Here is a 15,103-nt window from a genome sequence, read left to right as displayed (position 1 = left end):
TAGGATCAGTGGGGTATCAGCACGCACGCAGCGCCTGCCACACTTGTTGGCAACACGGTCATTCTGTAGGAGCAAGGCTTGCCTGCGATGGCTTCGGTGGGGTTTCAGTGAGTCCGTGGTGCCTGCATCGGGGGCAAGCGCGGTTTTTGTTGGAGCTGGCTTGCCTGCGATGGCGTCGGCGGGGTGTCAGTGAGTGCGCGGCGTCTGCATCGCGGGCAAGCCCGGCTCCTACAGGTTGCGCGGGCTCTGTTGGAGCTGGCTTGCCTGCGATGGCGTCGGCGGGGTGTCAGTGAGTGCGCGGCGTTTGCATCGCGGGCAAGCCCGGCTCCCACAGCTGGCGCGAGCCGTGTTGGAGCTGGCTTGCCTGCGATGGCGTCGGTGGGGTTTCAGTGAGTGCGCGGCGTTTGCATCGCGGGCAAGCCCGGCTCCTACAGCTGGTGCAGGCTCTGTTGGAGCTGGCTTGCCTGCGATGGCGTCGGTGGGGTGTCAGTGAGTACGCGGCGCTTGCATCGCGGGCAAGCCCGGCTCCTACAGGCTGGCGCGGGCTCTGTTGGAGCTGGCTTGCCTGCGATGGCTTCGGTGGGGTGTCATTGAGTTCGCGGCGCCTGCATCGCGGGCAAGCCCGGCTCCTACAGGCTGGCGCGGGCTCTGTTGGAGCTGGCTTGCCTGCGATGGCTTCGGTGGGGTGTCATTGAGTTCGCGGCGCCTGCATCGCGGGCAAGCCCGGCTCCTACAGCTTGCGTGGGCTCTGTTGGAGCTGGCTTGCCTGCGATGGCTTCGGTGGAGTGTCAGTGCGTTCGCAGCGCCTGCATCGTTGGCAACATGCACTGTCTTTGGCTTAAAAAGCCTCGTCGCAACCCTCGATCAACGCATCGACAACCGCCTTGGCGCTGCTCAAGGTATGCCGAAGCAGCCAGGCAGCATTGCCCTGCAGCGGCACGTCCCCCATCGCCGCGTCATACAACACGCCCTGCATCGTACCGAGCAATTCAGACACACTCTCCAGCGCATCAGGCATGGCAATACCGGGCACAACAGCAAACAACTTGCCCTGCTTCGCCGCATCGCCAGTGCCATGAAACAACGCACCTGAACCCGTGCTAACAAGGAACCTCTGCCGCTCCTCGGGCGTCATTGGGCACCGCCTTGCCTGGCAGGCGGGAAAGCGTTGGGCATGAGGGTGTGGGATAGGCTGAATATCTGCATGATGGGCTCCAAGTTTGCTCTGGAGCTGCCACGATCCTTCCTACGGGATTGGGTGGCAGCTGTGCATGGGGTAGGAATACCGGGAAACTTGGAACCCGGCCAGGCCGAAGCCTGCCCACACACAGCCGCCATAACGCGAACCACACGCTCAAAAAAGATGCGTGCAATCGCTATGGAGACGCGATGTGCGCCAAGTTATCCAACGGGTTCCTACGCCCGGCCACGGGATTGACCGTGACTTTCGCTGACGAGTCAGCGACGGGCGAACCATACCGAGCCTGACCGCAGGCTGCAACCCGGTTTACAGCTGGGGTTCTGCACACCTCGCCATGACCGCACATGCTGCACAAGGGATGGTGCAGCGTGACAAAGAGCATCCAGGTCACTACAGAAAAATACTACAAAGCATTAAGGATTCTCCGATCAAGTCAGCACAGGCCACCTGACCTGTGCTGAAATAGCCCTCCGTCCAATTGCCCTCTACAAGCCCCCTCCATCCCATGAGTCAGATGAGCTTTTCCGATTTCGAGTACGCCGGTAAGCGCAAGCAAACCCGTCGCGAGCGTTTCCTGGCCGAGATGGAGCAGGTGGTGCCGTGGAGCGGTTTGGTGGCATTGATCGAGCCGCATTACCCAAAGGCCGGCGGTGGTCGCAAGCCGTACCCACTGGATACCATGCTGCGCATTCACCTGCTACAGAACTGGTTCTCGCTGAGCGACCCAGCCATGGAAGAGGCGCTGTACGAGATCACTTCGATGCGCCAGTTTGCTCGCCTGACGCTCAGCGCTCCGATCCCCGAAGATACGACAATCATGAATTTCCGGCACCTGCTGGAGAAACACGAACTAGCTTCGGGGATTCTGGAAACCATCAACAATTACCTACGAGACAAGGGCCTGTCGTTGCGCCAGGGCACCATTGTCCACGCGCCCAGTTCGACCAAGAACAAGGAGGGCAGCGCGATCCCGAGATGCATCAGACGAAGAAGGGTAACCAGTACTTCTTCGGCATGAAGGCGCATATCGGTGCCGATGCCGAGTCGGGCCTGGTGCACCACGTCCACGGCACAGCGGCGAATGTGGCTGATGTAACGGAGGTCGCTCACCTGTTGCATGGCGATGAAAATGTCATCTGTGCCGATGCGGGTTATACCGGCGTGGAGAAGCGGCCGGAGCACGAAGGACGGCCGGTAATCTGGCAGATTGCGGCTCGTCGTAGTACCTACAAGCACTTGAACAAACGCAGCGTGCTCTACAAAGCCAGACGCAAGATCGAGAAGGTCAAAGCGCAGGCGCGAGCGAAAGTCGAACATCCATTCCGTGTGATCAAGCGCCAATTCGGTTATGTGAAAACCCGCTTTCGTGGGTTGGCCAAGAACACGGCGCAACTGACCACGCTGTTTGCCCTGTCGAATCTGTAGATGGTGCGCAGGCAATTATTGCCTGCTGTGGGAGAGGTGCGCCCATGAGGGCAGATAACCAAGGCTTTGCCTTGGTTATCCAATAATGAGCGGCTGAAAATCGGGTTTTTCGGCATCCCCAGGCCGTCCATTTCCGGCTGATGAGCAACTTGTTCGGAGCTTCCCTAACAAACTTTTGGCGTACGGAAAAGTTGTCATGATCATCTCTCGGGCAATAAGTCCCCGACTCGCGCAAAAACAAGCGCGAACAATTAAAGATGGGGAGGTTTAAACGGGAAAAGCGTAATAGCAGCCTGGGGGCACGAGGGGGAACACAATACCCCCAGGCATTCAAACTAGAGACGGTGTAGCGGTTATTCCAAAAATGTTACGGCACAGTAATTGGCGCCGGAGTTTCAAACGTCATGTTGACAGTGCCGCTGTAGTTACCAGGCTGATATGGACCGGCCTGAGCAGCAACATTGAACATCATGAACGACTCTGTCGCGGCAACAGGAGCCGGGATAACTTCCGTGCTGGTAGTAGTCAGTGCGATGCCGTTCAACTTAACATCAAGGAGAATGGCGTTTGCGCCGCTGTTGATTTGCGGCAAACTGTCAAGCTTGGCGCTAATGGCGCCCTCGGTGCTCTTGGCAACATAACGTTTTTGGAAGGGTATCAAAGCTCCCGGAACCGGATCGTAAGCCAATGCTTGAGGGGCAGTATCCCAACCTGCCTCAGCCTGAACATAGAATGCACTGGTTGGAATATAAGCAGTGACATCAACTGCCTTGCTTTCCGTCTGAACAGCAAAGGCGCTACCAGCAGCGAGCATGACGAAAGGAACAACCATAAACTTTTTCATTTGAACTCCACAGGGAATTTCGAGAAACGATGTGTTTGATGTAATCGACAGCCTTACATAAGCAAGTTCCTGTCTATGGCTTACAGCGCTATCTGTCAGACATTCATCACTGCTAACCAATGCGCACAGTATGGCGATTGCTTTACACGCAAGATGTAGGTACCAAGTTCAAAAAATATAGGAATATTCTTACTAAAGCCCGCGATAAGCGCATAACCCGTGACTGCACCGTTGTAGGAGTAGGCCTTGCCTACGATAGGATCAGTGGGGTATCAGCACGCACGCAGCGCCTACCACATTTGTTGGCAACACGGTCACTCTGTAGGAGCAAGGCTTGCCTGCGATGGCGTCGGTGGGGTGTCAGTGAGTCCGCGGAGTTTGTATCGCGGGCAAGCCCGGCTCCTACAGGCTAGCGCGGGCTCTGTTGGAGCTGGCTTGCCTGCGATGGCTTCGGTAGGGTTTCAGTGAGTGCGCGGCGTTTGCATCGCGGGCAAGACCCGCTCCTACAGCTGGCGCGGGGCCTGTTGGAGCTGGCTTGCCTGCGATAGCGTCGGCGGGGTGTCAGTGAGTGCGCGGCGTTTGCATCGCGGGCAAGACCCGCTCCTACAGCTGGCGCGGGGCCTGTTGGAGCTGGCTTGCCTGCGATGGCTTCGGTGGGGTTTCAGTAAGTGCGCGGCGTTTGCATCGCGGGCAAGCCCGGCTCCTACAGGTTGCACTTTCTGTTGGAGCTGGTTTGCCTGCGATGGCTTCGGTGGGGTGCCAGTGAGTGCGCGGCGTTTGCATCGCGGGCAAGACCCGCTCCTACAGCTGGCGCGGGGCCTGTTGGAGCTGGCTTGCCTGCGATGGCTTCGGTGGGGTTTCAGTGAGTGCGCGGCGTTTGCATCGCGGGCAAGACCCGCTCCTACAGCTGGCGCGGGCTCTGTTGGAGCTGGCTTGCCTGCGATGATTTCGGTGGGGTGCCAGCGAGTTCGCGGTGCCTGCATCGCGGGCAAGACCCGCTCCTACAGGCTGGCGCGGGCGCTGTTGGAGCTGGCTTGCCTGCGATGATTTCGGTGGGGTGCCAGCGAGTTCGCGGTGCCTGCATCGCGGGCAAGACCCGCTCCTACAGGCTGGCGCGAGCCGTGTTGGAGCTGGCTTGCCTGCGATGGCTTCGGTGGGGTGCCGTAGACCTAAACGAAAAAACCTGGGGTTCGCACTGCATCAAGTGCGAACCCCGGGTTTGGCAGAAGCGCTATATGCTAAGCAATCAGCGCGAAACAAGCGGTGTTTCAAAGGTCATGTTGACCATGCCCGAGTAACTACCCGGCGCATAAGGGCCCGCCTGGGCAGAGATTTCGATCGGAATGAACACCTGGTTGCCCCTTTGACTCTCAGGCACCACAATCTTGGCGGTATTGTCCAGAGCAACCCCATTGATGCTGACATTAAGGTTGATTGCATCGGCGCCACTATTCATCTGGGCCGGGCCTTCAAGTCGGGCCTCAATGGCCCCGGTGGTGCTCTTGGCAATCAGGCGCTGAACGACGGGCCTCAGCGTTTCGGTTACCACGTTGTAGCTCAACTCTTGCACCCGAGTATCCCAGCCGTTTTCAGCCACAACATAAAACGCAGCGGCAGGAATATGGGCAATGACTTCAACTTGCTTGCGAACGGTGTTACTGGCAAAAACGCTACCGGCAGCGAGCATGGCGAACGGGATGATCCAGTATTTCATGATATGCACCTTTGATAATGTGCGAATTCAAGCGGTTAGTAAGGCTTAACAGAAACGCCAACCGGCGCCCCCTGTTCATGGCCTGCAGCGCTATCATTCAGATCGCAGTCGCTGCCAACCAATGCGCACATTATCGACATCCTTCTGCCCCGCTTATGTAGGCGCAGAGCTCGAAGGACGTAGGAATTTTCCTCAGGATTTTCAATTTCGCATCATTTGCCTACAAGTAATCTCTAATGTTCGAACAAAAAAAATGCCAGGCATTGGCCTGGCATTTTTTAAGACTGACGCCTTAGAACGGCATTTTGAAGCCCGGTGGCAGTTGCATGCCGGCGGTCATGCTGCCCATTTTGTCCTGGCTGTTCTGCTCGACCTTGCGTACCGCGTCGTTGACGGCGGCGGCGATCAGGTCTTCGAGGACTTCCTTGTCTTCCTGCATCAGGCTGTCGTCGATGCTGATGCGCTTGACGTCGTGACGCCCGGTCATCACCACGCTGACCAGGCCTGCACCGGATTGACCGGTCACTTCAGCATTGGCCAGTTCTTCCTGCATCTTGGCCATTTTTTCCTGCATCTGCTGTGCCTGCTTCATCAGGCCGGCCATGCCACCTTTCATCATGGGGATCACCTCAAGTATCACATTACGGAATACGGCCAGGAGCACGCTCCAGGCCGCCAGTGTCATTCAGTTACTCGCTTTGGCCAACCAAAGCGTCCACAGGTTCAATAGTATCCTCACGCACCACGGCACCGAACTGCTGGATCATCTGCTGGATGAACGGATCAGCATGAATTGACGCTTCAGCATCACGCTGGCGCTCGGCACGGCGACGCGCAGCGGCCTGGGCCGGGGTTTCCTGCTGGGGCTGGATCAGTTCAATGACCAGGTTGATGCTGCGCCCCAGGTGCTGGTTCAGCGCGTCGTTAAGGCGACGTTGCTGGGTGGCGTTGAACAACGCGCCCTGCCCTGGGTCCAGATGCAGCAGCCAATTGTCGCCCTCGGCGGCCATCAGGGTGCAGTTGGCGGCGATATTGCCGGTCATGCCGGAAACCGGCAACGCAGGGAACATTTCCAACCATTGCAGCGCAAGCCCGGTGGCCGGCTGGGCGGCCGGCAAGACTACCGGTTCAGGCTCGGCAACGGCGGGCACCATTTCGCTGGCCAGTTCGTCCAGGTAGCTGTAGCCCATCGGGTCCAGCTCAGGTTCGTAGTAATCCTCGTCCAGCGGCGGCTCGTCGTCACGCTCCATGCCCGCCGGGCTGTAGCTGGCATCATCGTGCGGTGGCGGCGCTTCCTGCACCGGCGCGGCCACTGAAACAACAGGCTGTGCCGCCTCGACCACGTCCGCTTCAGCGACTGGCTCTGGCTCTGGCTCTAAAGCAGGCTGCACCATGGGCGGGTCGTTCCACGGCAGATCGATCTCGGCCTCAGCCGGTACCGACACAACGGGAGCGGGTTCTGCAACCGGTTCAGGCTCAGCCGGCAAGACCGGCACAGGGGCTGGTGACTCGGCCACGGCCACGGGCGCCTGTACCGGCGGCATAGCGGTGGCCGCAGCCACTGCTACCGTGGAATCAGCTGTGGCCTGGCTGATCCCCACTGGCTTTAGCGTTGGCCTGGGTGCGTCCGGGGTATCGGCCGGACGGAAGGCCAGCATCCGCAACAGCACCATCTCGAAACCACTGCGCGGGTCGGGTGCCAGCGGCAGGTCACGGCGGCCAATCAGGCCCATCTGGTAGTAAAACTGCACATCTTCGGCAGGCAGTGCCTGCGCCAGTGCCAGCACGCGTTCGCGGTCACCCTGGCCGTTATCGACCGCCTCGGGCAAGGCCTGGGCAATGGCCACGCGGTGCAGCACATTGAGCATTTCAGCGAGCACACCGCTCCAGTCCGGGCCCTGTTCGGCCAATTGCCGAACCGCCTCGAGCAATGCCCTGGCATCGCCCTCAAGCAGTGCCTGGAGCACTCCGTAGACCTGGCCGTGGTCAAGGGTACCGAGCATCGCCCGGACATCGGCGGCCAACACCTTGCCTTCACCAAAGGCGATGGCCTGGTCGGTCAGGCTCATGGCGTCACGCATCGAACCGTCGGCAGCGCGACCAAGCAGCCACAGTGCATCATCTTCAAACGGTACGTTCTCGACACCCAACACATGGCTCAGGTGCTCGACAACGCGTTCCGGGGTCATGTTTTTCAGCGAGAACTGCAGGCAGCGCGACAGGATCGTGGCCGGCAGTTTCTGCGGATCGGTGGTGGCGAGGATGAACTTGACGTAAGGCGGCGGCTCTTCCAGCGTCTTGAGCAAGGCGTTGAACGAGTGGCTGGAGAGCATGTGGACTTCGTCGATCAGGTAGACCTTGAAGCGCCCACGGCTAGGGGCGTACTGCACGTTGTCGAGCAGCTCGCGGGTGTCCTCGACCTTGGTCCGGCTGGCGGCGTCGATCTCGATCAGGTCGACAAAACGCCCTTCGTCGATCTCCCGGCAGACCGAACAGGTGCCGCACGGGGTCGAGGTGATGCCGGTTTCGCAGTTAACGCATTTGGCAATAATGCGCGCGATGGTGGTCTTGCCCACACCCCGGGTACCGGTAAACAGGTAGGCGTGGTGCAGGCGCTGGTTGTCCAGCGCGTTGATGAGGGCCTTGAGCACATGGGTCTGGCCGACCATTTCGCGGAACGAGCGCGGACGCCATTTACGTGCAAGAACCTGATAACTCATCGAAAACCGTCGCGATCCAGAAGCTGAAGAGGGCTAATGCTAGCGGAGCGGGGGCAAAATTGCATCCGGTGTCGTCTACGCTGTGCAAGAGGACAGGCAGCAGGCGGCTCAATCGTCGAAAAGCCGACCGCTCACACAGCAAAAGCGCTGTCTGAGAGAGGAAATATAAGGAGGGGTGACTTTCTAAATGGAGGCGACCCCACCAGCCACACCCCGGCACACGATGTTCCCGCTATGGCTGCTCCCTTCCGGGCCTGACCAGGTGGCATGCAAGCATGCTGGGTAATCGTTGCGGGCCTTTTGGGGTAAGGGTTTCAGGCTGATGAGGTAGCAAGCTTTCCACCTGTGCGGACACTCAGCACGGGCGCTCAAAGGACGAGGTGTGACCAGAATTGTTCCACTCAACTGGTCCACTTTATTGGTCCACTCTGGTGCTCTCTCATGGCCTACATCGTCCGTCGCCAATCCGTTTACTACCTTAACCTTCGACTACCGAAGCACCTATTCCCCAAGCGTCACACCCTTCGCATATCCCTACGGGTGCGAGAGCGTCAGGCAGCCCTATTCCTTGCCACCTCATTGGCTCAGCAGGTAAGTAAACACTTGAGTGAACACCCTCTGACGCCCCCCGAAACGCTGCGTGCGTTGTGCGTGCAGTGGCGTGAATCCACACCTAAGCCAACCGTCCAGACTGCACCTCGGAAGGCTCCAGCACCCACAGCAAAGCAGAGAAGCGACGGACCTACCCTCGCCACCCTCGCCAAGCTATATACAGAAGAAGGGAAACGCGGCGGTACATGGCGACAGGGCAGCACTGATGACATCGAGCGCGCCCTTGCCGACCTGTTCGAGCTTATGGGTGACATGCCAGCCGCAGCCTTCGACGTGCAGCAAGCTCGCCTATTAAAGGAACGGCTCAGTCGTTGCCCCCAGTACTTTGGCTTACGCCCTGAGTTCAAAGGCAAGACACTGAAACAGGTTGTCGAGTCCGCCTGCACGTACAAGACGATCACGGCGGTTACGGTGAACAATCGCTTACGCAAGCTCTCGGCCTTCCTGAACTGGTGCAAGTCAAACGGGTACATAGCGGAGAATCCGCTGGTGGGCATGAAAGTCATGACGGGATCAGCCAAGGACGCACGGCTCTCATTTGATCCAGACGACCTGACTGCCCTTCTCGATTTAACCGCACTCACGTCTGAGGCACGTAAGCATCCTTGGCGATACTGGCTCCCGCTTTTGGGGAGGTTTACTGGAGCCCGATTGGAAGAGCTTTGCCAGTTGCGGACTGGCGACTTCATCAACCTGCAAGGCATCGAGTGCATGCGCATAGACGATAGCCACGAATCCCAAAATCTTAAGAACAGCAGTAGTCGTCGAACACTGCCGATTCATCCTGAACTGATTCGTCTCGGATTCCTTGACTATATGAACGGTAAACGCGATCAGGGCTCAGAACGCTTGTTCCCTGAGCTTGATTCGGTGCGAGGAAAGCTCGGCCACGCCCCATCAAAATGGTTCAGTCGGTACAGGACTAAAAGGGGGGTAAATGATCCGAAGAAAACATTCCACAGCTTCCGTCACACGATGATCGATGATCTGCGAGAGGCAGGAGTTCAAGACTCCTTGATCAAACGAATAGTTGGGCATGAAGATTCTGCCGTTACATTTGGCGTTTATGGAAGCCGAACGCCCATAAAAGCGATGGCAGATGCTCTTTCACACCTACACCCCACTTAACACACAAAAAACCCAGAAGCAACTAAGTCTTGACAGGCGACCCTACGTTATGAGACTATTTCTGTCTGCCCAGTAAGCAGACATACAACTAAGAAGCCTCTACGCGACCTCAGTGCAAATAAAAAGCACAGAAATCGCAGGAGGTTTTTTAACGTCTAAATTTTGGCTGACCATTACCGACGGTCACAGCAGATTATGAAAAGCTCCATGATAAACGCAATCGAAGCAACACCAACATTTAGGTCGACGACATCGAATAGCTGAGTTAGCACTCCTCCGTAGAGAGAAGAATGACGAGCCCGATGCCGACCTTGAGTCGGTATTTTTACGCCCATTTTTCAGTAGAACGGAGGTATTTATGAACATCAGACTTACTTAACTTACCAGCACTACTGTGATCAGCACTGGCCAACCACTTCGGCCAAAATCTATGTAGGCATAACCAAATAGAGGTGAACGCCAACCCAAAAATAACACAAGGAGAAATATAAAAATGCCGAATTACATTGTAATCGATAAAGAATCAAATCTGATAGTCAAGATCATTAGTTCAAGCCTCAAACCAAGGCTGACTACAAAGTATCGTGCAGTACGGGTGTCCGATGCCATCTTGGCCAAGTACGATAAACGGGCAAGGCTGCGATCCCGCAACGGTACTTTGGTCGACGTCGGAGAGCTAGCAAGCGTAAGCCCTGCTTTTTTCGAACTGCTACAGGTTCGTAACTAGAACCACTACTTACTGGCCCAAACTCATGTAAAAAAGCCTAACCCTACCTACCCTATGGGCTGGGTATTTTTGTATGAGTTTCAACCAGTATATACGGGGGTGTATTTGTCGAAAATAGGCAAAGCACACCCTTCAACAAGACAAGTAACAGTAACCGGCAATACCGCGAGGAATGCCCATGAAGAGATAAATAGAACAGGAGAACCAACCCATGCAACACATCGCACGTATGCGTACACATAACATCGACGGATTTATTGTTGACCCAGCCACAGGCCAAGTGCTGGGAAGCTACACCACCCACGCCCTAGCCCCCGCCCCCTACGATTACGAACTGCCCCAGGTCGGTAAGACCTCAGCGACACACAAAAGCTTTGAGCTTGATCCGGCGCCACGTCCTGACGTTACCGAAGTTGAAGTGGAAGGTGTGCCAGATAGCGTGATTGACCTTGACGCCCAACGAGCTAAACGCGGGCCAAAGCCCAAGGTGAAGCCCAACCAGATCGTCAGCTTGTTGAAGGTGGCCCACGCCGAGAAACGTGGATGGGTGGACGATTATGTTTATGGTTCCTGCTATGTAGCGGCCGGCGATAGCAACGACAAGCTGAACGTAAAGCCTTCCCACGTACTACGGGCATGCCTTTTGGATGAGATCAGTGTTGAGGTCGTGAAGCGCGTGATTCGCCTTGAAGGATTGCGCCCCATGAGCGACCAGCAAGCACGAAGAATCTGCCAGTGTGCACGACTCGCCATTGGCGGAATGGAGCTCTACCTTGAACGCAATCCGACTGTCCTCCAGCAACTCCAGTTCGAAGTGGACTTTTCCAATTCGTACCACGATGGCAGCACGGATATTCTGCAAGAATTGGCTTGAATTTAATTACGCTCGGATAAGAGAGAGAAGCGAACGACCTTTAGGGTAGGTCACATCGGTGGCTGAATTACGCTCGGATATAGAAGGTGAAACATTCGCACACTGAAATGACACTACCCAGTCGGTACGACTGAAGGTTGATACACTTGGAATGTTATGGGGGATAATAATTGATGAAATCAACCCCCCAAAAAAGTGGTTATACTCCGTGACGTTGCCGTCACAAGGCTACCCTTTATCATCCTGACAGGATGGTTCTGTACGGATCAAGAACGTCAGTTCTTAGGGTAGGCATTATCTGTTTTGTTTTTATCTGGGTAACTCTTCCAGTGCAAACCTTCTGAACGAAGCTCAGGTTGTTTCCCTCCTTGATGCGTAGCATACATGTCCCTGCTGTTTATACATTGCGTGACTTTAATAGGATTGATAAAAACCAACCAGTTAACCCAAGTAAACCTATACAAAACTTATGATCTTAATCCTTGGGTATTGCGAAGGAAAATCTTGCCAATATCGCTACACACCCTGATTTCATTGACTGTAAGCCATATTGAACAATATCCTGCTAAGTTTATTTTGTACGAATTAGCACAATAAACCCCTTCTTCTCCCCACATCGCTAAGCAATTTCCTTTTTCTCAGGCGGCGCCGGGAATTGAAAAAATGCAAAAATGGTAATCTGGCCGCACACCTAACACTCAAGGACGACTGCCATGCCAGACAACACAGAAGCCAACATAGCGACCGCAGATGTACTCACTCTGCTGTTGCACAACCAACATGCCTTAGCCGCAGCAATCGAAGAGTTGACCCTGTGGGCTAAGGCCAGTGGTTCAAGCGAAACGCATGAAAACGCGGTCACCGCATTGCAGGCTCTCGATGCGAACGCGTCCGCCATCACCGCTGGAATTCTAAAGCTCAGGCAATAATTGCTATCAAAGAACTCTAGTTGTCTGGTAGTGCGATAACCGTCCGTCCGAAACTATCAGATAATTATTCCAGATAGCTAACTGATCGCATTATCATAGATCTATCGAATGTTACTCTAACGGATAGCTAGCCATGAACGCCCACCTGTATCTCCGTGCATCTACCAAGGATCAAGACGCCAATCGTGCAAAGACTTCCCTAGAGAAATTCGCTGGTGATAACGGTTTGACGATTGCAGGTATCTACAGCGAGAACATAAGCGGGACTAAGCTGGAACGCCCTGAGTTGATGAAGCTATTGAACATTGCTGAAGCTGGAGACGTGTTGTTGTGCGAATCCGTAGACAGGTTGAGCCGCCTGTCTCAAGCAGATTGGGAGACCCTCAAGACCACAATCAAGGCCAAGGGGCTACGTCTGGTAATCGCTGACCTTCCAACCAGTTGGCAGATGGCAACAAGCGGCATTGCAGGTGAAGTGATGCGGGTAATCAACGATATGCTCATCGAACTCATGGCAACCATGGCTCGTCTCGACCAAGAAAAACGTGTTGAACGTATCATGGAAGGCTTGAAGAACAAGCGGATTGCAGAACCACATTGGAAGCCAGCGGGGAAAGGCAAAGACACCGCCAAATGGGCTAAGGTGAAGGAAACTCTAGCAAAGCACCCAACTATGTCTGCTGATGATATCGCCAAGGTGGCTGGCTGTGGCGTTGCTACGGTGTACAGGATCAAGCGTGAGATGGCTTGAGGCTTGCCGCAGATAGCGTTGTTATAAGCGGCTCTCAAAGGACTCAGAGTTATTTAATATTTACGACAACTTCTGGCTTGGCCGATTGCACATCGTTAAGAGATGCACGCTTAATTCTATTTTTCCAAACGCCATACACCCCGTCTGTATTACTTTCTCCAGCCTGAAATCAAGAACAAGCTTAAGGTGCATGGTCATCGCGGCGCGGGGGCTGGGAAATCAGTATATGATGCCCCCTACAATAATTTGGTTATAGAACGTCTCGCCAAATTCTGTTGGCCTTACAGAGATATCCATATCGGCCGTATCACCACTGTAGGTTGATTTATAGCCAACCTTCAGCAATCCATAATTTGCCAGTATGCTTGCAGCTGGTGCATCAACCGCAATCATGCCTTTAATTTGATAACATTGCTTTATCTGTTGCTGTAGGTATGGGTTCAAGCTCTTGATGATGTGAGCATAAATGTCGAAAGATTGCTTACTTATCGTGCCAAGAGTCATGAGTGCAAAGGCGCGCCCAAGCATTGTCGCAAGCTTGGGGTGATCCAGTTTATCTAAGATCATCAAAGCTACTTCACCTACATTTTCGACCCCTTCCTGATCGGCACAATTCTTGTTTAGGAACTCAATACGCTTGCGGGGAGAAACCTTGTTGATTTCTGTAAGGAAAGCAAGCATATTCTTTGCAAAGAAATGTGCAGAGACTTTGTTACCCGCCTTGTATAGGCTAATTGCAATGCTGAGTATTGGAATCTCTTTGAACACTCCATCTATACAAAACTTGTCTTCCAAGACAGCATCAATGGCTACCTCTCCACCATCTTTGAAGAGTTCTAGTGCTTGCTCGCTGTTCTTGATTGTAGTGATGAAATTACTAACGGTGCCCATGAGTTTCTCCGCTGGCAGGACGGGAGGCATCGTAGCCTACTCTAAACCAAATGGCCAACACCGTTATCTACTTCCAATAAAACTGTGTTTGTAAGGGGCTACTTTTCGGCGGCGAGGCTAGCGGAGTTTCGTGTGAAAACACTCTTTCCTGCATCACTTAGGAATCAACAGATAGGCAAGATAGCTATTTATTAGAGCCCCCAAAATCGTCGCCAACCATGAAACTATTGATACACCGTACTTAGAGTTGAGAGATTGCTTACCCCTGCTCATTCTAATCGTGGCATTGGGAATGTATGACATATGCAACCACTCGATAATCCTTATAGTAATTACAAACACCACTACGAAGCCTGCCCTTTTCCAGAATGACTGAATATCCACTATCACAACCAACATAGCGAAGAATGCTAGCTGAGTCAGGCTAACGCCATGCTTTTTGAAGTTCGTTACTAAATTCCTCCTTCTCTTATTGAGTTCATCCAGCAAAACCCTTGCTTTCCCCTCAACCCAAATTTCACGCACACCTTGAACAACAATTTTGCTTATACCATGTTCAACAAGTTCAACAATGACCATCTTGTTCACGCCGAACTCATCCGGTTCCTGTATGAACAATTTCAGATAATTCAGTTCATCAAGACCATCAATTGCAGCTTCAAAATCAGCACCATACTTAGTGACCTCTGACCCACCATTGCGGTATGTGATAATCAGCCGCCCACCTGAATTGAAATCTTTCTTCACCAATTCGATCAGTGAAAGTACAGCCTCTCTATCTAAATTCAACGCACCTAGAGTATGGGTGCGTGTATAGAACTGCTCGATTTTTACGTCCGAGGTCGAAGCATTTAGGGTTTTAGACCCACCATGAGGATGTGCGATAAATGGCCCGCCAGACCCGAGGGTAGTCGACCACTCACCTTTCAAACTTCCCTCCGTAGTAAGAACACCCTCAACCGTCAAGTCGCCGAACATCACGTTCTCAACAACAGTCGCTGTCTTTCCTGTTAAATGAATACCGTCTTTGAACGTGCCTGTCACATTGTACACGACGACGCCATACTGTTCATCTTGAAATCTAATGATCCCTTCAAGCTCGTCCTCATCCCTAGTAAAGGAGATAGCAAGATTTCCAGTATTTGTACCAAATGCCCTGCCTGCCCAGCTTTTCCCTAAATGTGCCATAACTCGCCCCCTCAGAAATACCTGAACATTCTTACCACTGCATATGGCTCATCATTGGTACTGTAGCTACAGGCCCAACCAGTGCAACCAACTGTGCTT

Annotated in this window: 12 protein-coding genes and 1 other RNA gene; 5 read left to right on the top strand and 8 right to left on the bottom strand. The window is 54.1% G+C overall.

Annotated elements, in window-relative coordinates; translation table 11 throughout:
* Nucleotides 1-838 precede the first annotated feature (838 nt).
* Nucleotides 839-1,135: a DUF3077 domain-containing protein gene (locus ACZ9H3_RS00105; RefSeq protein WP_476218901.1), complete on the bottom strand. Its 297-nt coding sequence runs from the start codon at nt 1,133-1,135 to the stop codon at nt 839-841.
* 571 nt (nt 1,136-1,706) lie between these two features.
* Here ACZ9H3_RS00105 and ACZ9H3_RS00100 point away from each other — a divergent pair.
* Nucleotides 1,707-2,626, top strand: a protein-coding gene (locus tag ACZ9H3_RS00100) for an IS5 family transposase (protein ID WP_476218899.1) whose coding sequence is annotated in 2 segments (ribosomal slippage) — nt 1,707-2,163 and nt 2,163-2,626 — 921 coding nt in all. Because the reading frame shifts where the segments join, the coding sequence is not laid out codon by codon here.
* A gap of 367 nt (nt 2,627-2,993) precedes the next feature.
* Here ACZ9H3_RS00100 and ACZ9H3_RS00095 read toward each other — a convergent pair.
* From ACZ9H3_RS00095 to ffs, 5 genes are all read right to left on the bottom strand, one after another.
* On the bottom strand, nt 2,994-3,470 hold the full coding sequence (locus ACZ9H3_RS00095; protein ID WP_476218897.1) for a CS1 type fimbrial major subunit: 477 nt from the start codon (nt 3,468-3,470) through the stop codon (nt 2,994-2,996).
* A 1,246-nt stretch (nt 3,471-4,716) separates the two neighbouring features.
* Complete coding sequence (locus ACZ9H3_RS00090) at nt 4,717-5,184, bottom strand: CS1 type fimbrial major subunit (protein ID WP_476218895.1); 468 nt, start codon at nt 5,182-5,184, stop codon at nt 4,717-4,719.
* Between the two features lie 292 nt (nt 5,185-5,476).
* Nucleotides 5,477-5,803, bottom strand: a complete 327-nt coding sequence (locus tag ACZ9H3_RS00085; RefSeq protein ID WP_065760970.1) for a YbaB/EbfC family nucleoid-associated protein — start codon at nt 5,801-5,803, stop codon at nt 5,477-5,479.
* Between the two features lie 70 nt (nt 5,804-5,873).
* Entirely contained in the window at nt 5,874-7,904 is a 2,031-nt protein-coding gene (dnaX, locus tag ACZ9H3_RS00080) for a DNA polymerase III subunit gamma/tau (RefSeq protein WP_476218894.1), read from the bottom strand.
* 197 nt (nt 7,905-8,101) lie between these two features.
* An RNA gene (ffs, locus tag ACZ9H3_RS00075) (signal recognition particle sRNA small type) lies at nt 8,102-8,196 on the bottom strand.
* A gap of 149 nt (nt 8,197-8,345) precedes the next feature.
* Here ffs and ACZ9H3_RS00070 point away from each other — a divergent pair.
* From ACZ9H3_RS00070 to ACZ9H3_RS00055, 4 genes are all read left to right on the top strand, one after another.
* Complete coding sequence (locus ACZ9H3_RS00070; protein WP_476218893.1) at nt 8,346-9,644, top strand: tyrosine-type recombinase/integrase; 1,299 nt, start codon at nt 8,346-8,348, stop codon at nt 9,642-9,644.
* Between the two features lie 938 nt (nt 9,645-10,582).
* Nucleotides 10,583-11,245, top strand: a complete 663-nt coding sequence (locus ACZ9H3_RS00065) for a hypothetical protein (RefSeq protein ID WP_476218891.1) — start codon at nt 10,583-10,585, stop codon at nt 11,243-11,245.
* Nucleotides 11,246-11,958: 713 nt separating this feature from the next.
* The gene (locus ACZ9H3_RS00060; protein WP_476218889.1) at nt 11,959-12,174 is read left to right on the top strand and encodes a hypothetical protein; all 216 of its coding nucleotides are present in this window, start codon (nt 11,959-11,961) and stop codon (nt 12,172-12,174) included.
* Between the two features lie 133 nt (nt 12,175-12,307).
* Nucleotides 12,308-12,925, top strand: a complete 618-nt coding sequence (locus ACZ9H3_RS00055) for a recombinase family protein (protein WP_476218887.1) — start codon at nt 12,308-12,310, stop codon at nt 12,923-12,925.
* Between the two features lie 219 nt (nt 12,926-13,144).
* Here ACZ9H3_RS00055 and ACZ9H3_RS00050 read toward each other — a convergent pair whose 3' ends face one another.
* Nucleotides 13,145-13,816 carry a hypothetical protein gene (locus tag ACZ9H3_RS00050; protein ID WP_476218885.1) on the bottom strand — a complete coding sequence of 224 codons (672 nt, stop codon included), beginning with the start codon at nt 13,814-13,816 and terminating at the stop codon, nt 13,145-13,147.
* 153 nt (nt 13,817-13,969) lie between these two features.
* Entirely contained in the window at nt 13,970-15,004 is a 1,035-nt protein-coding gene (locus tag ACZ9H3_RS00045; protein WP_476218883.1) for a hypothetical protein, read from the bottom strand.
* Nucleotides 15,005-15,103 lie beyond the last annotated feature (99 nt).

The organism is Pseudomonas sp. TE3910, assembly GCF_056279025.1.
This window is presented reverse-complemented; position numbering and strand designations above follow the sequence as displayed.

Coding starts and splice junctions, on each gene's coding strand:
- ACZ9H3_RS00070 (WP_476218893.1), top strand. CDS start 8,346: ATGGCCTACATCGTCCGTCGCCAATCCGTTTACTACCTTAACCTTCGA.
- ACZ9H3_RS00050 (WP_476218885.1), bottom strand. CDS start 13,816: ATGGGCACCGTTAGTAATTTCATCACTACAATCAAGAACAGCGAGCAA.
- ACZ9H3_RS00060 (WP_476218889.1), top strand. CDS start 11,959: ATGCCAGACAACACAGAAGCCAACATAGCGACCGCAGATGTACTCACT.
- ACZ9H3_RS00105 (WP_476218901.1), bottom strand. CDS start 1,135: ATGACGCCCGAGGAGCGGCAGAGGTTCCTTGTTAGCACGGGTTCAGGT.
- ACZ9H3_RS00095 (WP_476218897.1), bottom strand. CDS start 3,470: ATGAAAAAGTTTATGGTTGTTCCTTTCGTCATGCTCGCTGCTGGTAGC.
- ACZ9H3_RS00045 (WP_476218883.1), bottom strand. CDS start 15,004: ATGGCACATTTAGGGAAAAGCTGGGCAGGCAGGGCATTTGGTACAAAT.
- ACZ9H3_RS00065 (WP_476218891.1), top strand. CDS start 10,583: ATGCAACACATCGCACGTATGCGTACACATAACATCGACGGATTTATT.
- ACZ9H3_RS00085 (WP_065760970.1), bottom strand. CDS start 5,803: ATGATGAAAGGTGGCATGGCCGGCCTGATGAAGCAGGCACAGCAGATG.
- ACZ9H3_RS00055 (WP_476218887.1), top strand. CDS start 12,308: ATGAACGCCCACCTGTATCTCCGTGCATCTACCAAGGATCAAGACGCC.
- dnaX (WP_476218894.1), bottom strand. CDS start 7,904: ATGAGTTATCAGGTTCTTGCACGTAAATGGCGTCCGCGCTCGTTCCGC.
- ACZ9H3_RS00090 (WP_476218895.1), bottom strand. CDS start 5,184: ATGAAATACTGGATCATCCCGTTCGCCATGCTCGCTGCCGGTAGCGTT.